Source organism: Streptomyces sp. NPDC030143, assembly GCF_055573695.1.
The window spans coordinates 1-19,696 of record NZ_JBVIAY010000014.1; the positions used below are offsets into that span (position 1 = coordinate 1).

15 protein-coding genes, 1 tRNA gene and 1 pseudogene are annotated in these 19,696 nt (G+C 72.4%); 10 read left to right on the forward strand and 7 right to left on the reverse strand.

The features are described from left to right. Positions 1-163 precede the first annotated feature (163 nt). The 3 genes from ACZ4YY_RS23155 to ACZ4YY_RS23165 all read right to left on the reverse strand — a co-directional run bounded on the left by ACZ4YY_RS23155 (position 164) and on the right by ACZ4YY_RS23165 (position 3,397). A tRNA-Arg gene (locus ACZ4YY_RS23155) sits at positions 164-239 on the reverse strand. A 79-nt stretch (positions 240-318) separates the two neighbouring features. Next, positions 319-1,956: an IclR family transcriptional regulator domain-containing protein gene (locus tag ACZ4YY_RS23160; RefSeq protein WP_468293259.1), complete on the reverse strand. Its 1,638-nt coding sequence runs from the start codon at positions 1,954-1,956 to the stop codon at positions 319-321. A 97-nt stretch (positions 1,957-2,053) separates the two neighbouring features. Next, entirely contained in the window at positions 2,054-3,397 is a 1,344-nt protein-coding gene (locus tag ACZ4YY_RS23165; RefSeq protein WP_468293262.1) for a M6 family metalloprotease domain-containing protein, read from the reverse strand. A gap of 313 nt (positions 3,398-3,710) precedes the next feature. Between ACZ4YY_RS23165 and ACZ4YY_RS23170 the strand changes: the two genes are divergently transcribed. Both ACZ4YY_RS23170 and ACZ4YY_RS23175 read left to right on the forward strand, forming a co-directional pair. After that, positions 3,711-4,355, forward strand: a complete 645-nt coding sequence (locus tag ACZ4YY_RS23170) for a TetR/AcrR family transcriptional regulator (protein WP_468293760.1) — start codon at positions 3,711-3,713, stop codon at positions 4,353-4,355. Positions 4,356-4,644: 289 nt separating this feature from the next. Continuing rightward, the gene (locus tag ACZ4YY_RS23175) at positions 4,645-6,189 is read left to right on the forward strand and encodes an MFS transporter (protein ID WP_468293264.1); all 1,545 of its coding nucleotides are present in this window, start codon (positions 4,645-4,647) and stop codon (positions 6,187-6,189) included. A 98-nt stretch (positions 6,190-6,287) separates the two neighbouring features. On the opposite strand, the pseudogene ACZ4YY_RS23180 reads toward ACZ4YY_RS23175, so the two are convergent. Together ACZ4YY_RS23180 and ACZ4YY_RS23185 are read right to left on the reverse strand one after the other, a co-directional pair. Next, positions 6,288-6,488, reverse strand: a pseudogene (locus tag ACZ4YY_RS23180) (hypothetical protein); the annotation flags it as partial. A 76-nt stretch (positions 6,489-6,564) separates the two neighbouring features. Continuing rightward, positions 6,565-7,071 (reverse strand): MarR family winged helix-turn-helix transcriptional regulator, encoded by a 507-nt coding sequence (locus tag ACZ4YY_RS23185; RefSeq protein ID WP_468293267.1) that lies wholly within the window; start codon positions 7,069-7,071, stop codon positions 6,565-6,567. A 138-nt stretch (positions 7,072-7,209) separates the two neighbouring features. Here ACZ4YY_RS23185 and ACZ4YY_RS23190 point away from each other — a divergent pair, with 138 nt between their 5' ends. From ACZ4YY_RS23190 to ACZ4YY_RS23200, 3 genes are all read left to right on the forward strand, one after another. Beyond that, positions 7,210-7,977, forward strand: coding sequence for a dioxygenase family protein (locus ACZ4YY_RS23190; RefSeq protein WP_468293763.1), 768 nt, complete (start codon positions 7,210-7,212; stop codon positions 7,975-7,977). A gap of 557 nt (positions 7,978-8,534) precedes the next feature. Continuing rightward, the gene (locus tag ACZ4YY_RS23195; protein WP_468293270.1) at positions 8,535-9,533 is read left to right on the forward strand and encodes a sigma-70 family RNA polymerase sigma factor; all 999 of its coding nucleotides are present in this window, start codon (positions 8,535-8,537) and stop codon (positions 9,531-9,533) included. Between the two features lie 448 nt (positions 9,534-9,981). Continuing rightward, complete coding sequence (locus ACZ4YY_RS23200; protein ID WP_468293766.1) at positions 9,982-10,665, forward strand: TetR/AcrR family transcriptional regulator; 684 nt, start codon at positions 9,982-9,984, stop codon at positions 10,663-10,665. A gap of 256 nt (positions 10,666-10,921) precedes the next feature. Here the strand turns inward: ACZ4YY_RS23200 and ACZ4YY_RS23205 are convergent, their stop codons facing one another. Further along, a complete protein-coding gene (locus ACZ4YY_RS23205; protein ID WP_468293273.1) occupies positions 10,922-11,902 on the reverse strand; it encodes a helix-turn-helix transcriptional regulator in 981 nt (326 codons plus the stop codon). 62 nt (positions 11,903-11,964) lie between these two features. Between ACZ4YY_RS23205 and ACZ4YY_RS23210 the strand changes: the two genes are divergently transcribed. The 5 genes from ACZ4YY_RS23210 to ACZ4YY_RS23230 all read left to right on the forward strand — a co-directional run bounded on the left by ACZ4YY_RS23210 (position 11,965) and on the right by ACZ4YY_RS23230 (position 18,770). Then, positions 11,965-13,485, forward strand: a complete 1,521-nt coding sequence (locus tag ACZ4YY_RS23210; protein ID WP_468293276.1) for an MFS transporter — start codon at positions 11,965-11,967, stop codon at positions 13,483-13,485. Between the two features lie 358 nt (positions 13,486-13,843). Beyond that, a complete protein-coding gene (locus ACZ4YY_RS23215) occupies positions 13,844-14,605 on the forward strand; it encodes a DeoR/GlpR family DNA-binding transcription regulator (RefSeq protein ID WP_468293278.1) in 762 nt (253 codons plus the stop codon). Further along, complete coding sequence (pfkB, locus tag ACZ4YY_RS23220; RefSeq protein ID WP_468293281.1) at positions 14,602-15,549, forward strand: 1-phosphofructokinase; 948 nt, start codon at positions 14,602-14,604, stop codon at positions 15,547-15,549. Before ACZ4YY_RS23215 ends, pfkB begins: the two co-directional genes overlap by 4 nt. A gap of 652 nt (positions 15,550-16,201) precedes the next feature. After that, positions 16,202-18,343: a PTS fructose transporter subunit IIABC gene (locus ACZ4YY_RS23225; protein WP_468293284.1), complete on the forward strand. Its 2,142-nt coding sequence runs from the start codon at positions 16,202-16,204 to the stop codon at positions 18,341-18,343. A 157-nt stretch (positions 18,344-18,500) separates the two neighbouring features. Continuing rightward, entirely contained in the window at positions 18,501-18,770 is a 270-nt protein-coding gene (locus ACZ4YY_RS23230; RefSeq protein ID WP_468293287.1) for a hypothetical protein, read from the forward strand. A gap of 25 nt (positions 18,771-18,795) precedes the next feature. On the opposite strand, the gene ACZ4YY_RS23235 is transcribed toward ACZ4YY_RS23230, so the two are convergent. Next, positions 18,796-19,542, reverse strand: coding sequence for a DUF6227 family protein (locus ACZ4YY_RS23235; RefSeq protein WP_468293290.1), 747 nt, complete (start codon positions 19,540-19,542; stop codon positions 18,796-18,798). Positions 19,543-19,696 lie beyond the last annotated feature (154 nt).

Sequence of the window (19,696 nt, forward strand, 5' to 3'; positions counted from 1 at the left end):
CGCCGCGCTGCTGCACAGCCACAACTGATCACCGGCGGCCCTGACCTGCGGTCGCCTAATCGATCAACGGCCTGACCTGCTGCTGAGCTGTCGGTAGCTGTCGACGTCTGGATGTCAAAAGGCCTTTCACCTCCGAAAATTCGGAAGTGAAAGGCCTTTGAACTGGTGCCCCCGGCAGGATTCGAACCTGCGACACCCGCTTTAGGAGAGCGGTGCTCTATCCCCTGAGCTACGAAGGCGAGACTCGCGTGACCCCCACCGTGGTGGAGGTCCCTGACAGGGTAGCCGATCAGCGGGGGGTGGGGTGCGTGGCCGGGGTCAGAGCACGGGGACCCGGGCGAAGCGGGAGGTGATGTGGAGGTCGGTCTCGATGTGGGTGGCCGTGGTGGCGAGGGCGGGGAGGATGTCCTGGACGCACTGCTCGGGGGTGCGGCGGGCGGCGTGGACGGCTGTGTTCAGGGCCGCCACCGTGCGGCCGGTGCGGTCGCGGACGGGGACGGCGATCGAGCGCAGGCCCTCCTCCAGCTCCTCGTCGACCAGGGCGTAGCCCTGGGTGCGGACGAGGTCGAGGGATCGGTCGGGGAGCGTGTCGGGGGTGTCGGAGAGGAGGACTCGGCCCGGTGACGTGGCGTGGGCCGGCAGGCGGGTGCCGACCGTGATGTCGACGCTCATCACGTGCCGCGCGGACACGCGGGCCGTGTACTGGATCTCCGCGGGGCCTCCCCGGCCTCCGCTGGGGTCCGGCGCGAGGATCGCCAGGGACGTCGATTCCCGGATGCGCTCCGTCAGGGCCGTCATGTGGGGGGTCGCGATGCGGGGGAGAGTCGTACGGGACAGGGGTGGATAGCCGAGGGAGAGGATGCGCGGGGTGGGGGTGAACCGGCGGTCGGGGGTCTGGGCGACCAGGCCCAGGTGCTCGTAGGTGATCAGTGCCCGGCGGGCCGTCGCCCGGGCCAGGCCCGTCGCCTTCGCCACCTCCGTGAGAGTCAGGGCCGCCCTGCCCTCGCCGAACGCGGTGAGGACGGTCAGCCCGCGGGCGAGGGACTCGATGAACTCGCGGCCCAGTTCCTGCTTCGAGGCGCCGGTCCACGTCGCGAGGCCGGCGGGGGGCGGGCCCGGCTCGGCGGGAGGGGTCTGGCGCAGGTCCTCCTCCATGGTCCGAACCGTCTCACGCAGCCGGGGGAGCAGGGTGGTGCGCAGGTTCTCCGCCGTGTGCCGGCTGGTGTGGCTCACGACGCTCGCCACGCAGGCGGTCCGGGCGGTGTGCGGGTCCCGGACGGGGAGCGAGACCGCAACCAGTCCGGGTTCGATCAGCTGGTCGTCCACGGCCCAGCCGTCCCGCGCGGCCCGCTCCGCCCGCCGGGCGAAGTCCTCGTCGTCGCCGGGGGCGGTGTGCGGGAGGGCCGGGAAGCCGTCGGCGCGGGGGTCGGCGGCGCGGCGGGCGCGCCAGTGGGCCCAGTCGGTGTCGGTCCACTCCGCGGCGAACAGCGGGCCGGGCGCGGTGCGTTCGGCGGGCAGCAGGTCGCCGATGCGGAAGCTGAGGGACATCGCGCGGCGGCGGGTGGCCTGGTGGATGAAGCGGATGCCGTCGCGGTCGGCGACCGCGAGGGAGACGGACTCGTCGAGTGCGTCGGCCAGGGCGTCGGCCCGGGAGGACAGCAGGGTCGGCAGGCGCAGGGCGGCCAGGTAGGCGTTGCCCAGGGCCATCACGGGCGGGGCGAGGGAGGCGTCCCGGCCGTCCAGCCGGACGTAGCCCGTGCGGGCCAGCGTCGCCGCGATCCGGTCGACGGTGGAGCGGGCCAGGCCGGTGGCCCGTTCCAGCCCGCTCAGGCTCATGGTGCCGCCCGCCGCCGTCAGCTCCCGCAGCACGCCGACCCCGCGGATCAACGGTGTGACCGCCTCCTGCGGCGCATGCGTCACCGGGGCGGCGGGGGGTGGGGGCGTCTCGGCGGGCATCGTCTCTCCGGTACGGCGACAGCGACAGCCCCACCGTAAACCGCTCCCGGCGCGCGGTTCGCGCCCGTGTCACCCGCGTCCGCCGGCCGTGCCTGCGCTACCCCCGGGTGACCCGCACCCGGTAGTTCCCGTCCAGGTCGGCCGCGGCGACCGTGATGCGGATGTCGCTCCGTGGGTCCCTGAAGGTCTCGCCGGGGGCGAAGGGGGCGTCGGAGAGTTCCGCGTGGACGTTGGGGCTGCGGGTGCAGCCGCCGCTGTCCCGCTGGGAGTCGTGGACGCGCACCGGACCCATGCCGGTGTCGACCCCGGCGTCGACCCGGTAGACGAGGACGCCGGGGCGGCACACCGCCTCGTCGTTGCCGCCGCGGGTGCGCAGTTCGACGGCGTAGCCGGTGCCCCGGTCGAGGGGGACGAAGACCAGCTTGGGGCCGCCCGTGCGGAAGAGCGGGGTGAGGGTGTACTCCGCCGTGCCGGGGTCGGCCGCACAGCTGACCTGCGTCGCGTCCAGCCAGCCCAGTTTCCACTTGTGCCAGCCGAGCAGGTCGTTGTTGGCACCCCAGTCCTCGCTCATGATGTCCCAGTGGCCCACCGCGCCGCCGCCGTCCTGGGTGTAGAGGTCGGGCAGCCCGAAGACGTGGCCGTTCTCGTGCGGCAGGACGCGGTAGCCGGTGCGGTCGTAGGAGCCTGAGCCGTCGTCCTGCCGGGAGTAGACGAAGGAGGCGTTCGCGACGGCGACGCCGTCGGCCACCGGGGCCTCGGCGTTGCCGGCGAACGTCACCGACAGGACCGTGTCGAGCGCGGAGGGGCCGGCGTTCGGGGTGACCAGCACGTTCAGCAGGTCGTACGTCCGGAAGTCCACCTCCGGGTCGGCCGTGGTCACGATGTCCTGGACCAGTTCCCGGTAGCCGGGCTCGAACGGCGCACCGCGCTCTATGCCGTACTCCCTGAACGGCTTCGGCATGCGCAGCCAGTCCGGGAGCGGGGTTTCGGGGCGGTAGTCGAGGCGGCCGTAGGAGGCGGTGCGGAACCACTGCCGGGTCTGCGGGAAGAACTCGCGGAACCGGTCCGTCGCCCGGCCCTGGCCCGGCGCGTCCGAGAAGTCGATCATCAGGGTGAGGGCGCGTACGGTGCCCGTGGAGCGCGCGTAGCCGCCGGACGTCGGGACGCCCTCGGACATCTGGACCGCCGGGTCACCGCTGATCATGCAGGGGGCGAGGGCGGAGGAGCGGGCCACGGAGGCGGGGCCCGCGCCGGCGGGGGCGGGGGGCGGGACGAGGCGTCCGCTGCCGGCGGAGGTGCTCACGGCGAAGGTCAGCGCGGTCACGCACGCGAGGGCGGCCGCACGGCGGGGGCGCGGACCCCCGGGAGGTATGCGCCGGTGGAGCGGCTCCAACGGCCTGCCCGGGTGGCCTTCCCCGGGTCGCCCAGGCAGCGGCTGCATGCGGGAACCCTTCGCTCCGGGCAGCCGCCGGTCACCGACTGCACCCTTTCGTTCACCCTCCGTCGGGGGTGGTGCGGGCGCGCGTTGGGGCGGCCGATCGTGGGTTACCTGGCGGTAGAGGGAGATGTGATCCAGAGCACACGAGAAGTTTCGGCTTCCGGGAAATAACCGGGGATCAGTTCCCCGTTTAGCCCTGTGTCCGACCGAAACGGGGAGAGCTTCCCCGGATCGGCTCCCGGACCGGTCGACCGTCCGTCGGCCGCCCGCCGGCAGCCGCCGGCGCCCCGCCCGAGACCCGAGGGAGTACGCCGTGGTGCAGACCGCAGCCCCCGCGCAGCGAAAGGTGACCCGGCCGCGCGCCGACGCCGTGCGCAACCGGGAGCGGATCGTCACCGCCGCCCGCGAGTTGTTCGTCGAGCTCGGCCCCGACGTGCCGCTCGACGACATCGCCCGCCGGGCCGGTGTCGGCAACGCCACGGTGTACCGCAACTTCCCCGATCGCGACGCGCTGGTCCGCGAGGTCGTCTGCTCCGTCATGGACCGTACGGCTCAGGCGGCCCGCCAGGCGGTCGCCGAGACGGGCGACGCGTTCGGGGCGCTGGAGCGCTTCGTGCACACCGCCGCCGACGAGCGGATCAGCGCGCTGTGCCCGATGGTCGCCAGCACGTTCGACAAGAACCATCCCGACCTCGAGGCGGCCCGGCTGCGCGCCGAGCACCTCGTCGGCGAACTCATGGAGCGCGCCCGCGAGGCCGGCCAGCTCCGGAGGGACGTCGGCGTCGGTGACCTGATGGTCGCCGTGGCCCAGCTCAGCCGACCTCCGGCGGGCACCGCGTGTCTGAGTGTCGACCGGTTCGTCCACCGCCATCTTCAGCTGTTCCTGGACGGGCTGCGGGCACCGGCCCGATCCGTCCTGCCGGGCACGGCCGTGACCATGGAGGACCTGCGCCAGGCCTGAGCGAACTCCGTCTTCACCGCCCTCCCGTCCTCCCGGCCGTCTCTGCCTTTTCAGTTCGTCCTGTTCCTCCAGCTCCTCCAGTTACTTCAGTTCATCCGGTTACTTCAGTTCATCCGGTTCTCTCAGTTCTTCCAGTTCTTGCAGTTCTTGCAGTTCCTCCGTTTGTTCCAGCTCTTCCGGTTGTTCCAGCGCCTGTGGTCGTTTCCAGTGCTCCTGGTCGTTCCCCCGCTTCTGGTTCTTCCGGTCCTGTCCGTTTCATCCGTCACCAGGTTCCGAAGTGGGTACCCCCATGTCTGAAACAGCCAGCAAGGCTCCCGGCCGCCCCCAGGCGGACCCGGCCCGCTGGAGAGCGCTCGTGTTCATCGCGCTCGCCCAGCTGATGGTCGTCCTCGACGCGACCATCGTGAACATCGCCCTGCCCTCCGCCCAGCAGGACCTGGGCATATCCGACGGCAACCGGCAGTGGGTCGTCACCGCCTACGCGCTCGCCTTCGGCGGTCTGCTCCTGTTCGGCGGTCGCATCGCGGACCTGTGGGGCCGCAAGCGGGCCTTCCTCGTCGGTCTGGTCGGGTTCGCCGCGGCCTCCGCGCTGGGCGGCGCGGCCACCAACGAGGCCATGATGTTCGGCGCCCGCGCGCTCCAGGGTGTCTTCGGCGCGCTGCTCGCGCCCGCCGCGCTCTCCCTGCTCGCCGTGATGTTCACCGACGCCAAGGAGCGCGCCAAGGCGTTCGGCATCTACGGCGCGATCGCCGGTGGCGGCGGCGCGGTCGGTCTGATTCTCGGCGGTTTCCTCACCGAGTACCTGGACTGGCGCTGGACGTTCTTCGTGAACATCCCCTTCGCCGTGATCGCCGCGGTCGGCGCCTGGTTCGTCATCCGTGAGCCGGAGGGCGGCCGCAACCGCTCCGCGCTCGACATCCCGGGCGTGGTCCTTTCCACCCTGGGCCTGGTGGCCCTGGTCTACGGCTTCACCCGCGCCGAGTCCGACGGCTGGAGCGACTCGCTCACCATCGGCATGTTCGTCGCGTCGGTCGTCCTGCTCGCCGCGTTCGTGGCCGTCGAGTCGAAGGTCGCGCACCCCCTGCTGCCGCTGCGCGTGATCACCGAGCGCAACCGCGGCGGTGTCTACCTCTCCCTCGGCCTCGCCATCATCGGGATGTTCGGCCTGTTCCTCTTCCTGACCTACTACCTCCAGGTCGTGAAGGGCTACACGCCGGTGAAGACCGGCTTCGCCTTCCTGCCCATGATCGTGGGCATGATCACCGGTTCCACGCAGATCGGGACCCGCCTGATGACCCGGGTCGCCCCACGTCTGCTCATGGGCCCGGGCTTCCTCGTCGCCGCGCTCGGCATGCTGCTGCTGACGCAGATGGAGGTCGACTCCTCCTACGCGGCCCTGCTGCTGCCCGCGATGCTGCTGCTCGGTCTCGGCATGGGTACGGCGTTCATGCCGGCCATGTCGCTGGCCACCCAGGGCGTCGAGCCGCGCGACGCGGGTGTCGCCTCCGCGATGGTCAACACCTCGCAGCAGGTGGGCGGCGCCATCGGCACCGCTCTGCTGAACACCGTCGCCGCCTCCGCGACCACGTCGTACGTCACCGACCACATCGCCGGCGCCGGCTCCCGGACGCAGCAGCAGCTGGTGCAGCTGGACGGCATGGTGCACGGGTACACGACCGCGATCTGGTTCGCCGTCGGCATCCTGGTCGCCGCCGCCGCGATCGCCCTGACGCTCGTCAACGCCGGCCGCCCGGACATGGGGCCGGTCGCCGGCTCGGGCGATGCGGCCGACGGTGTGGAGGACGAGCTGCCGGTGCCGGTGGTGGCCCACTGAGCGCCTGCGTGCGCATGCCTGCGTGCGCATGCCTGCGTGCGCATGCCTGCGTCTGAGCGTCTGCGTCTGAACGGCTGCGTCTGAGCGTCTGAGCAGCAGAGTCGGCGGTAGCGGTCGGCCCGGCGCTGGGCGGCGGTCGGGCAGACCCGGAAGCGTTCGGCGGCTCGGCGCAGGGGCCGGGCCGGCCGTCCCTCGACGACGCAGCGGGCCGGGCGCAGGCGGCCGGTCTCGGTCAGGGGTGTGTCACGTGGGGCACGAGGGCCTTTCGGCTGGTGTGGACGTCGCGGTCCACACCGCACCGGAAGGCCCTCACCCGTTCAAGATCCCTCAGGCGAGACCTGGACAACCCGTCCACAACCTCCTGGGGCGCACCCCCTAGCGCAGCCAGGGCAGGTCCGCCCCCGCTTCGTTGGGCTGGAGGCCCTCGGCGACGATCTCCATGATCTCGCCGAGGGTCTTCTGCTGTTCCGGGGACAGCCGGTCGAACAACGCCTGCCGTACGGCCGTCACATGGCCGGGGGCGGTCCGCCGCAGGACGTCCAGGCCGGCGTCCGTCAGCACCGCGAACTGGCCGCGCTTGTCGGAGGGACAGTCCTCGCGCCGCACCCAGCCGTTCTTCTCCAGGCGGGCGACGGCGTGGGACAGCCGGGAGCGGGTGATCTTCGCGTTCATGGCGAGTTCGGTCATCCGCAGTCGGCGGCGGGGGGCCTCGGCGAGGCCCACGAGAAGGCCGTAGTAGATGTGCGGCATGCCCGCGTCACGCTGGAGCTGGCGGTCGAGGTGGTCCTCGAGGAGGGTCGTGGCGTGCAGGTAGGAGCGCCAGATGCGCTGCTCCTCTGCGGTGAGCCACAGGGGCTCTTCAGCGGATGGAGATGCCTTCATGCCTCCACTGTAAGGGCCTTCTCCTTGAAACTTAAACAAGCGAGGCGTAGGGTGGTGGCTATTAATGCTTTAGATTTGAAGCAAGGTGCGAGAAGCAAGGGAGTGGCCGTCATGTCCGCCGCCGCCACGCAGGAGCGCATGCCCGCCCTGTATCTCAGTCACGGCGCCCCGCCGCTCGCCGACGACCCGGTCTGGCCCGGCGAGCTCGCCGCCTGGTCCGCCGGCCTGCCGCGCCCCCGGGCGATCCTCATGGTCTCCGCCCACTGGGAGGAGGCCCCGCTCGCCCTCGGCGCCACGGAGACCGTCCCGCTCGTCTACGACTTCTGGGGCTTCCCCGAGCACTACTACCGGGTGCGGTACGGCGCTCCCGGCGCCCCCGAGCTCGCCGCGTCCGTCCGCAAGCTGCTGCGCGCCCCGGGCACGCCCGTCCAGGACATCCCCGACCGCGGCCTCGACCACGGCGCCTACGTGCCCTTGGTGGAGATGTTCCCGGCCGCCGACATCCCGGTCCTGCAGATCTCGATGCCGACCCTCGACCCGGTCAGGCTCATGGACATCGGGCGCCGGCTCGCACCCCTGCGCGACGAGGGCGTGCTGATCGTCGGCTCCGGGTTCTTCACCCACAACCTGGCCGCGCTGCGGCACACCGGCGCCGGCGTGCCCACCTGGTCCTCCGAATTCGACGACTGGGGCCGGCGCGCCCTGGAGTCCCGCGACTGGGACGCCCTGCTGGACTTCCTGGACAAGGCCCCGGCCGGCCGCTACGCCCACCCGCGCACCGAGCACTTCGCCCCGCTCTTCGTGACCATGGGTGCGGCGGAGGTCTCCGGCGAGTTGGACGCGCAGAAGTCGGTGATCGACGGCTTCTGGATGGGGATGGCGAAGCGGTCGGTGCAGTTCGGCTGAACCCTGCGTGGGGCGCGGCTCGGCGGGACGGGGCGGGCCGAGCGCGAGATCGGGCCGGGAGGCGGGCTGAGTCGTGGGCCGGGCCGACAGGGGACACGGCATTGCCCGGCCGGTAGGGGCTGGATGTGGCGTCATCCGGAATCTCCTGTGAATGGGTGTCCGCGGCAACCATCAGCCGGTGCGGTCCGTCTTCAGGGTGGGAGAGCGAGCCAAGGGCGGCGCCCTTCCGGAGTCAGGACAGCGATGCCGAATGTGATGGACGTCACCTACGGAGTGGTCGTGGAGGTCGAGGGGTACTCCGAGTTCACTCGCGATCCAGGTCTGACCTGCGCCTCTGCGGGTGCCGACGGACATCACGCCGCCTCGTGCGGCCGGACAGTGTACTGCATGATCAGAAAAATTGGGGGACAGGTGGGAATTCTGTCCTGATTCCAGTCGTTGTTTCCATCGGATGCAGGGCACCCGAGGAAAGTCCCGGTGAGAGTCCCGGGAGGAACCGAGCGGTGTCCCGGTGTCCACGGACCACCCGCTGACCCCACCATCGCAAGGGAGCACGCATGGCAACCCGTGCCGTCGCCCGTCGTCAGTCCGCCACCGGCGAGACGGCCGACGCGGCAAGCAGCGCTCGCGTCCACGGCGGCGAGATCGCCGACCGCGATCTGGTCGGCATGTACCTCGACGAGATCGCGCGCACGCCGCTGCTCGACGCCGCGAAGGAAGTCGAGCTGTCGCAGATCATCGAGGCGGGTGTGTTCGCGCAACAGGTTCTGGACGGATACGAGGAGTCCAAGGCGGACGCCTCCCGCGAGGAGCTCGAGGCGCTCGTCCGCGAGAGCGAGCGTGCCAAGGACGTCTTCATCCGTTCCAACCTCCGTCTGGTCGTCGCGGTCGCCCGCCGCTACCCCCGCAGCGGACTTCCCCTGCTCGACCTGATCCAGGAGGGCAACGCCGGTCTGGTGCGCGCGGTCGAGAAGTTCGACTACCGCAAGGGCTTCAAGTTCTCGACGTACGCCACCTGGTGGATCCGCCAGGCGATCACGCGTTCGATAGCGGACCAGTCGCGCACGATCCGGCTGCCCGTCCACCTCGTGGAGGAGCTCGGCCGCATCCGGCGCGTCCAGCGCGAGTTCAACCGGGAACACGGCCGCGACCCGGAGCCCGTCGAGATCGCCACCGAACTCGGCTCCACGCCGGAGCGCGTCATCGACGTCCTGGACTGGGCCCGCGACCCGGTCTCGCTGAACATGTCGGTCGACGACGAGGGCGAGACCCAGTTCGGCGACCTGCTCGAGGACACCTCCGCGGTCTCCCCGGAGCAGTCCGTCCTGACGCTGCTGCGCAGCGAGGAGCTCGACGGCCTGATCGACCGCCTCGACCCGCGCACGGCCTCGATCATCAAGATGCGATACGGCATCGAGGACGGCCGCGAGCGGACCCTGACCGAGGTCGGCAGGGAGCACGGCCTCACCCGCGAGCGGATCCGGCAGATCGAGAAGCACGCGCTGCTGGAGCTGAAGAAGCTGGCCCGCGACACGGGCTTCGAGGCGGCGGCGTAGGCGCGGGAGGCCCGGGTATCAGGGCGTCCTTCGCCGCCGGCGTACGCGGGGTGGCCAAAGTCCGCGCGAACATGGCCGCAGAACACCGCTTCAAAGGGCAGGACCGGGGGAACAAGACTTCAGGGCACGGGAGTTCGAGCCGGCATCGCGTCGTCCGGACCCTGGAGCCCCCAAGGACCCTGTCCCACTCCTGAACCACGTCCCGACGCACACCCCCCCGGCGCCGGGACTCTCCCAGAGCCGGGCTTCGGCGCCTCCCCCCGGGCGCCGGGGCCCGGCTCTTATTCCGGGCACGCCTGGAGAGGGCGGGGCACCCCGTACCTGAACCACGGGGTGGCCCGCCCGAATGGCAGATTGTGCCACATGGGCATAGCCTGCCGAAGTGATCAGTTCAGCCCCTCACGCGGCTTCGGCCTCCCTCACCGAGCGGCGCAAAGCCGCCACGAGGATGGAGATCGCCCGCGCCGCGGCCGGCCTCTTCGTGAGCCGGGGCCTGAAGGCCACTCGCGCCGAGGACATCGCCCAGGCCGCCGGTATCGCGCCCCGGACCTTCTACCGGTACTTCGCCACCAAGGAGGAGGCCGTCGCCCCCCTCTACGCGGCGGGCGCCCAGCGCTGGACGGAGGCGGTCCGCGAGGCCCCGTCCGAACTGCCTCTCGGCCAGGCCCTGGAACACGCCGTACGGCACACCCTCACCCCCGACGCCGCCGTGTCGGCCGCGTCCTGGGAATGGGTCCGCACCCTGATCCGCCTCGCGACGACCCACCCGGCCCTTCGCAAGGTGTGGGCGGAGGTCTGCCACACCTCGGAGGAGACGCTGGCCGAGGTGCTGGCGAGCCGGGGGCACAGGGCCGACGCGGGGGCGGGGGACACCTCGACCGTTCCGCACTCCGACAACGTTGGCGAGGCGGCTGGTCGCGGCATCACTCCCACCCAGCGCTTCACCGCCGCCGTGGCGAGTGCTGCCGTGCGGGTCGCCGTGGAGAGCTGGGCGTCGACGGACGGTCCGGCGGGCGGTCCCGAGGGGCCGGCCGAACTGGCGCTGCGGAACCTCGCCGTCCTGCGGGGGATCGGCTGGGAAGCGGGGACGGGTCCCGGGGACGACCTGAAGCGCCCGGCGGACGGCCTCTGACCCGAGGGATGCCCGCACGGGGCCCTGAAAAGTGCCCTCGAGGCCCCGGAAAGGGTCACCCGGGCGGCCTCTGACCCGGGGCGCTCCCCAAGCAAGCTCCCCGAGGAAGCTCCCCCAAGGAGCTACCCCCAGAGGCTCCTCTGAAGGAGCTCCCCGCAGGGCACCCCTCGAAAGAGACCCGCAAGGGCTCCCCCGAGGGGGCCCTGAAGGTGTGCTCCCAGTGAAGGTGCTCCCTGAAGGTCGTTCCCCCGCAGCCCTACTGCGCTCCCGCCCTCCCCAGCCGCCCGCCCAGCTCGCGTACGCACTCCCGCAGGTGTTCCGGCGCCCGGACGGTGAACTCGCAGCCGACCGTCGCCAGCCGGAACGCCATCCACTCCACCGGGTCGCCGCTGACCCCGCGCAGACGGCAGCGTCCCGCCGCGCCGGACGTCTCCCCTTCGTCCTCGGGCCGGCCGAACCAGGCGGGCAGCCGTCCCGCCACGACCTCCGCCGGCGCCTCGAACGTGACGTCGAACTCGTAGGTCTCCTGGCGCTGTCGGATCGACCGCCGCAGGTACTCCGCCGCGCTCCCCTCGGGCACCTCGCGGGGAGTGAACCGTGTGCCCGTGGCGAACGGGTCACGGACCCGGTCGACGCGGAACGTCCGCCAGTCCTCCCGTTCGAGGTCGTACGCCACGAGGTACCAGCGCCGGCCCGTCGACACCAGGCGGTAGGGCTCGGTCAGACGGCGGGACTCCGTGCCGTCCTTGGCGCGGTAGGCGAACCGCAGGCGTTCCCGCCCGGCCACCGTCGACGCCATCGCAGTCAGTGTCTCGGGGGCGATACTCGGTCCGTCGCCGCTGGTCAGCGGTGTGGTCGCGGCCTGGAGGGTGGCCACCCGGTGGCGCAGCCGGGACGGCAGCACCTGCTCCAGCTTGGCCAGCGCCCGCACCGATGCCTCGTCCACCCCCTCCAGCGCGTGCCCGGCGCCGGCCCGCAGTCCCACCGCGATCGCCACCGCCTCCTCGTCGTCGAGCACCAGCGGCGGCATCGCCTTGCCCGCGACCAGCCGGTAGCCGCCGTCGGAGCCCTTGGTGGCCTGCACGGGGTAGCCCAGCTCGCGCAGGCGGTCGATGTCCCGCCGGACCGTGCGGCGGGAGACCGCGAGCCGGTCGGCGAGCTCGCCGCCGGGCCATTCGCGGGGCGTCTGGAGGAGGGAGAGCAGTTGCAGCAGCCGAGCCGGAGTGTCCGTCGTCATGTCTCAGAGGATGCCCGACGTCTAGGGCACGATCTGACCTAATGGGGGCCTAACTTCGAGACATGACCTCCACCGAGACATCCCCCAGCTCCGCGGCGCAGCCCGCGGCCGCGGACCGACGCCGCTGGTTCGCCCTGGCGATCGTGATGACGGCGGCCTTCATGGACCTCGTCGACGTCACGATCGTCAACATCGCCATCCCTTCGATCCGGCGGGACGAGGGCGCTTCCTGGAGCCAGATCCAGTGGATCACCGCCGGTTACGCCCTCGCCTTCGCGGCGGGTCTGATCACCGGCGGGCGGCTCGGCGACATCCACGGCCGCAAGCGGGTGTTCCTCGCCGGCATCGGCGGCTTCACGCTCGCCTCCGCGCTGTGCGGTCTCGCCGCGAACCCGGAGATGCTGGTCGCCTCGCGCATCCTCCAGGGCGCCATGGCGGCGTTGATGGTCCCGCAGGTGCTGTCGATCGTGCACGCCACCTTCCCGGCCCACGAGAGGGGCAAGGTCTTCGGGCTGTTCGGCGCGATTGTGGGGCTGGGGGCCGTCTCCGGGCCGCTGCTCGGCGCGCTGCTGACGGAGTGGAACCTGTTCGGGCTGGAGTGGCGGCCCATCTTCCTGATCAACCTGCCGGTCGGCATCGTGGGCCTGATCCTCGGCAGCCGCTTCATCACGGAGTCCAAGGCGCCGAGGGCGCTCCGGCTCGACCTCGTCGGTGTGGCCCTGGTGATCCTCGGCCTGCTCATGCTGCTCTACCCGCTCACCCGCGGCCGCGAGCTGGGCTGGCCGCTGTGGGGGTACGGCTCGATGGCCGGCGCGCTGGTCGTCTTCGGGGCGCTGGTCGCGTACGAGCGGCGCAAGGGCGCGCGGGACGGCTCGCCGCTGATCGAGCTCTCCCTCTTCCGGGTGAAGAGCTTCGCGGCCGGCATCGCCGTGCAGACCGTGTTCGGCATCGGGCTGGGCGTCTTCTTCCTGGTCTGGACGCTGTACATGCAGGACGGCCTGGGCTGGAGCCCGCTGCGCGCCGGGTTGACCGGCATCCCGTTCTCGATCGCCGTGTCCATGGCCGCCGGGCTGTCCGTGCAGAAGCTGGTGCCGCGTTTCGGACGCAAGGTGCTCCAGGCGGGCGCGCTGACCATGGCCGTCGGCGTCCTGCTCTACATCTGGGAGTCCGAGCGGTACGGCCTCGGCATCACCTCCTGGCAGATGGCGCTCCCGCTGGTCGTGATGGGTGTCGGCATGGGCCTGATCGTCGCCCCGCTCACCGACGCGGTGCTCTCGGACGTGCCGCGTGAGCACGCCGGTTCGGCGTCCGGGCTGATCAACACCGTGCAGCAGATGGGCAACGCCCTCGGGCTGGGTCTGGTGTCGGTGGTCTTCTTCGGCCGGATCGACGAACGGGTCGTCCCGGCCCGGCTCGGCCCGGAGTTCGCGGACGCCTTCCAGTACGCGCTGGGCTGGGTCGCCGCCGTGATGGGCGCGATCTTCCTGCTGATGTTCGCGCTGCCGAAGCGTCCGGCGCAGCACGTGGAGGGCCAGGAGCCGGCCGCAGCCGCGGAGCGGAAGGTGCCGGAACTCGTCGGCTGAGCGACCTCCGCGGGAAGGGCCCGGCGTCCGGGTGACCGACGCCGGGCCCTCCGCTGTCCGCGGGCCTTGCCCGCGAGTCCGCCTCCGGCCCAGCGGGAAGTCCCTGCCTCCGGCCGGCGGGAAGTCCCTGCCTCCGGCCGGCGGGAAGTCCCTGCCTCCGGCCGGCGGGAAGTCCCTGCCTCCGGACCGTGCGGGAAGTCTGCCTCCGGCCGTCAGGAAGTCCGTTCATGCCCGAATGGAGTCCGAACCTGTTTACTTTCCGGTCATCCGAGCGTAGCCTCCAGGTGAAACCACAAGTTCGGGCATGAGTCGGATTCGGTCGGACATAGACCGGGCGTGGGTGGAAAGGCGAACGGACATGTACGCACCGGAGCGGCAGCAGGAGATCCTGCGGCTCGCCCGTGACGGCGGCCGGGTGGACGTCGTGTCACTGGCCGAGGAGTTCCAGGTCACGGCGGAGACGATCCGCCGCGACCTGAAGGCCCTCGACCGCGCGGGCCTGGTGCGCCGTGTTCACGGCGGTGCCATACCGGTCGGACGGCTCGACTTCGAGCCCGACCTCACCGAACGCGAGTCCACCTCCGCCGACGAGAAGGACCGCATCGCCAAGGCGGCCCTCACCGAGCTGCCGTCCGAGGGCACGGTGATCCTCGACGCCGGCACCACGGTCGCCCGCCTGGCCGCCGCCCTCCCGCTGGAGGTCTCGCTCACCGCCGTCACGCACTCCCTGCCCATCGCGGCGCGCCTCGCGGACCACCCCGGCATGCAGCTCCATCTCGTCGGGGGGCGCGTCCGGCACCGGACGCGCGCCGCCGTGGACGCCTGGGCGCTGCGCGCGTACGGCGAGATCCGCGCCGACGTCCTCTTCGTCGCCGCCAACGGCTTCTCCGCCGAACACGGGCTGACCACCCCCGACCTCGCCGAGGCCGCAGTCAAGCGGGCGGCCGTCGCCGCCGCCCGTCGCGTCGTCCTCCTCGCCGACTCCTCCAAGCACGGCCAGGAGCACTTCGCCCGCTTCGGTGACCTGAGCGACGTGGACCTGCTGATCACCGACAGCGGGCTGAGCCCCGACGACGCGGCCGCCATCGAGAGCGGCGGCACGGAAGTAGTACGCGCATGATCCTCACCGTCACCCCCAACCCGTCCCTCGACCGCACCTACGAGGTCCCCTCCCTCGACCGGGGCGAGGTCATCCGTGCCACCGGTGAGCGCATGGACCCCGGCGGCAAGGGCGTCAACGTCTCGCGCGCCGTCGCGGCCGCCGGCCGGCGCACGGTCGCCGTCCTGCCCTTGGGGGGCGCGCCGGGCGCGCTCGTGGCCGACCTGCTCGACGCGCAGGGCATCGAGGTCGCGCCGGTCCCGGTCGCCGGGGCCACCCGCTCGAACATCGCGCTCGCGGAGTCCGACGGCGTGCTCACGAAGATCAACGCGCCGGGCCCCGAGCTGTCGGCGCAGGAGCAGGAACTCCTCCTGGACACGGTGCGCGAGCACTCCCGCGACGCCGACTGGATCGCCTGCTGCGGCAGCCTGCCGCGCGGGCTCGCCCCGTCCTGGTACGCCGATGTCGTCGCGCGGGCGCACGCCGGGGGCGCGCGGATCGCACTGGACACCTCGGGACGGGCACTCCTTGAGGCGCTGCGGGAACGGCCGGACGTGGTGAAGCCGAACGCCGAGGAGCTCGCGGAAGCCGTCGGGCGCCCCCTGGCAACGGTGGGCGACGCACTGAAGGCGGCCGAGGAGCTGCGCGAGATGGGCGCGCGCGCCGTGCTCGCGAGCCTGGGCGCCGACGGGCAGCTCCTCGTGGACGGCTCCGGCGCCTGGTTCGCCGGCGCCCGCGTCGACGTCGTCCGCAGCAACGTGGGGGCCGGTGACTCCTCGCTCGCCGGGTTCCTGATCGCGGGCGGCAGCGGGCCCGAGGCGCTGGCCTCCGCGGTCGCGCACGGCGCGGCCGCCGTCCAACTGCCCGGCAGCGTGATGCCGACCCCGGCCGACCTGGACCCGAAGGCCGTCACGGTCACGACGGAGGTACCGGTGGACCGCGAACTGAAGGAGCCGGTGTCATGACCGCCGTCCGAGCCGGTGTCATGACCGCCGCCGTCCGAGCCGGCGCCGCGACCGGTCGCCGAGCCGGCGCCATGACCGGTCTCACCGTGATGGCTGCCCGCGCGGGGTGGGCCGTCCGTGCGGGGTGGGCCGTCCGTGCTGCGTCGGCCGTCCGTGCTGCGTCGGCCGTCCGCCCGACGGCCGCCGGTCCCGTGGTGGCCGTTCGCCCCGTGACGGATGCCCGCCTCCTCAGGGTTCGCCCCGTGACGGATGCCCGCCCCTCCCGGGCCGTTCGCCCTGTGACAGCCGCCCGCCCCTCCCGGGCCGTTCGCCCCGTGATCGCGGCCGACCCGGTGACGGCCGTCCGCCCGGTGACGGTCGCTCGCCCCGTGACGGCCGTCCGACGCGCCGCGTCCGTCCCTTCCGCGGCGGCGACCGCGTCGGCTCAGTGGTGGCGAGGCGGCTCGTTACTCGCCGCTCGTGACGGCCGGCGGGGCATCCTGAGCCGCCCCGTCGTCCGGGGCGCGTGGGACGTCGACCGTCCCGCCGTCCGCCGGAGGCGGGGTTTCCCCGGCCCTGCCTCCGCCTCTCCCGCCTCCCCCCACAGCACCCCCGTCCCCACCCTCCCCGCCCACCCCACAGCCCGGGCGATACGCGTGCGAAGGAGCCCGCGATGAGCGACATGATCACCGCGGATCTGGTCGATCTCGACCTGTCCGCCGACTCCAAGGAAGCGGCGGCGCGGTCCCTCGCCGAGCGCATGGTGGCCCAGGGCCGGGTGACCGACCTGGAGGGCTTCCTCGCCGACGTGGCCGCCCGCGAGGCGCAGATGCCCACCGGCCTCGACGGCGGCATCGGCATTCCGCACTGTCGCAGCGAGCACGTCACCGAGCCCACGCTCGCCTTCGGGCGCAGCGCCGCCGGCATCGACTTCGGCGCGCCGGACGGTCCCGCCGACCTGGTCTTCTTGATCGCCGCCCCGGCCGGTGCCGACGACGCCCACCTGACGATCCTGTCGTCGCTGGCCCGTCAGCTGATGAACTCCGAGTTCACCGACGCGCTGCGGGCGGCGGACGACGCGGCGGCCACGGCGGCGCTGATCCGCGGGGACGAAGCCCCGGCCCCGGCCGGGAGCTCCTCCGGGGGCTCGTCCGAGGACTCCGTGGCGGTGTCGGCGGCGGCCTCCGCCGACACCGCCACGGCCACGACCGCCTCCGCCACCACCGCCTCCGCCACCACCGCCTCCACTCCCACCGCCTCCGCGACCGCGGCGTCCGCCGACGCGGAGACGCCGGCCGAGCCCGCGCGTCCCTTCCGCGTCGTCGCCGTCACCTCGTGTCCGACCGGCATCGCCCACACCTACATGGCGGCCGAGTCGCTGGAGAACGCGGGCCGCGAGGCGGGTGTGGAGCTGGTCGTCGAGACGCAGGGCTCGGCCGGCTTCACCCGGCTCGACCAGGCCGTCATCGACGCGGCGGACGGCGTGATCTTCGCCCACGACGTCCCCGTGCGCGAGAAGGACCGCTTCGCGGGCAAGCCCACGGTGGACGTCGGTGTGAAGGCCGGCATCAACCGCCCCGCCGAACTGATCGCGGAGGTGCGCGGCAAGGCCGAGCGCGGTGAGGCCACGTCGGCGGCGCCCGCCGGCGCGCGCACCCCGGTCGAACGCGCCGGCGACTCCGGCGAGGGATACGGCACCAAGCTCCGCAAGTGGCTGATGACCGGCGTCAGCTACATGGTCCCGTTCGTCGCCGCCGGCGGTCTCCTCATCGCCCTCGGCTTCGCGATCGGCGGCTACCAGATCAACAAGGCGCCGTCGGTCATGGAGCACTTCGTGTGGTCCCAGGCCGACAGCTGGGGCGCGCTGTTCTTCCAGATCGGCGGCGCCGCCTTCGGCTTCCTCGTCCCGGTCCTGGCCGGCTACATCGCCTACGGCATGGCCGACCGGCCCGGTCTGGTCCCCGGGTTCGTCGGCGGCGCGATCTCGCTCACCATCGGCGCGGGCTTCCTCGGCGGTCTGGCGGCCGGTCTGATCGCCGGTGCGGTCGTGTTGGCGATCCAGCGGGTCGACATCCCGGCGCCGCTGCGCGGCATCATGCCGGTGGTGGTGATCCCGCTGATCTCCTCGGCGGTCGTCGGATTCCTGATGTTCGTCGTCATCGGCAAGCCCATCGCCGAGGCGCAGAAGGCGCTGACCGACTGGCTGAACGGCCTCACCGGCACCAACGCCGTCCTCCTCGGCGCCCTGCTGGGCCTGATGATGTGCTTCGACCTCGGCGGCCCGGTCAACAAGGTCGCGTACACCTTCGCCACGGCCGGCATCGCGGTGGCGAGCCCCAGCGACTCCGCGATGAAGATCATGGCCGCGGTGATGGCGGCCGGCATGGTCCCGCCGCTGGCGATGGCCCTAGCCACGACCGTGCGCGGCAAGCTCTTCACCGAGACCGAGCGTGAGAACGGCAAGGCCGCCTGGGTCCTGGGCGCCTCCTTCATCTCCGAGGGCGCGATCCCGTTCGCCGCGGCCGACCCGCTGCGCGTGATCCCCTCCTCGATGGTGGGCGGCGCGGTCACCGGCGCCCTGTCGATGGCGTTCGGCGCCACCCTGCGCGCCCCGCACGGCGGCATCTTCGTGGTCCCGCTGATCGGCAACCCGTTCCTCTACCTGCTCGCCATCGCCGTCGGCGTGTGTGTGACGACGGCCCTGGTGGTCGTTCTCAAGGGCCTGCGCAAGCCGGCCCCCGGCACCACGGGCACCGGGACCCGGGACGGCGCGCCCGCCACGGCGGTGGAGAAGAAGCAGCCGGTGGCCGCCTGACAAAGGGCGAGGGACGGCCCGTTCCCGCCCGGAAAGGGCGAAGGGCGGCTCGTCCCCCGCCCGGAAAGGGCGAAGGGCGGCTCGTCCCTTTCGCGTCACCTGCGAGATACATCACGGTCCGGGGTCAAAGTCCCGGACCGTGATGTCTACTGTCCGCATGCCTGAGCACCTCTCGATGCCCCGACTGGCGGGCGGAGCCGTCCTCGTCCTGGCGTGCGGCGCCTGGCTGGTCGCCCTGACCCGGGCCCTGCGCCGCGGCGGCCGCCCCGCCGGACACCGCGTCGCCCGGCGGCCCCACCGCCTGCCGACCCTCCCCCTCCTGCCGGGTCAGCGCACCTCCGCCCACGCCCTGGAGAGCGTCGAGCTCACCCCGGCGGAGAAAGCCGCCTTCGCCTGCCTCGTCCGACGGCTCACCGGCGGCCGCTGAGAACGTGGGGCGCGGGACGGCGGTCTCAGGAGACCTGCGCCGCCCGCCGCTCCATCGCCTCGCGGGCCGCGGTCTCGGAGAGGTACACCTCGCACATGTGCCGCCCGTCGGGCGTCGCCGTGTGCTCGACCTCCCACAGGGAGATCTCCCGGCCGTCACGCAGCAGGAACGCGTGCTCGTAGAGCGCGAAGCCCAGGCCGATGCGGCCCGCGCGGCAGGGCCGCCCGAAGGCCTGCGTGATCTGGTGGGCGAACGCGGTCGCCAGCAGCGCCGACGTGTCGGCGCCGGGCCGGTCGGGGTTCTCCGCGCGGCGCAGCAGCCGGCGCGCGTGGTCGGCGGAGTCGTCCGGCACATACCGGTGGCGCGGCGCGGGCACCGGCGCCAGCTGCACCATGACCGGCAGTTCGAAGTCCGGGGTGTCCGGCGGCAGCGGCAGCCGGGCCGTCGCGGCGCGCAACTCCTCGTCGTCGACGTACACCTCGTGCTGCGGCTCGCTGCCCGGGGCGGGGTTGTGGACGAGTTCCCACAGGGTGAGCGCCGAGCCGTCGGCCAACAGCCAGGTGTGCCGGTAGGTCTCGCGGTGCAGTCCGGAACTGTGGTGGGCGGAGTGCAGCGAGCTGTCGTGCGCCAGAGCGCAGTCGAGCTGCCGCAGCGTGTCGTCAGGCAGCTCGAACGAGTTCAGGGCGCGACCCAGGAGCCGCGCGAGGTGCTCCTCCGGAGACTCGGGCGACTCGGCTGGTCCCTGCGCTGCCGTCCCGTAGGGAACGCTCAAGGTTTCTCCCGGCGTTGCTGCATGTCACCTTGTGGGTGCATACCGTAGCCCCTCGGTCGGACATCATGTCCGGGAACCGAGAAAACGTACGCAGGAGAAAACGCGGGGGCCGCGCGGAATGTTCCCGCGCGGCCCGACGGACGGTCGGAAACCG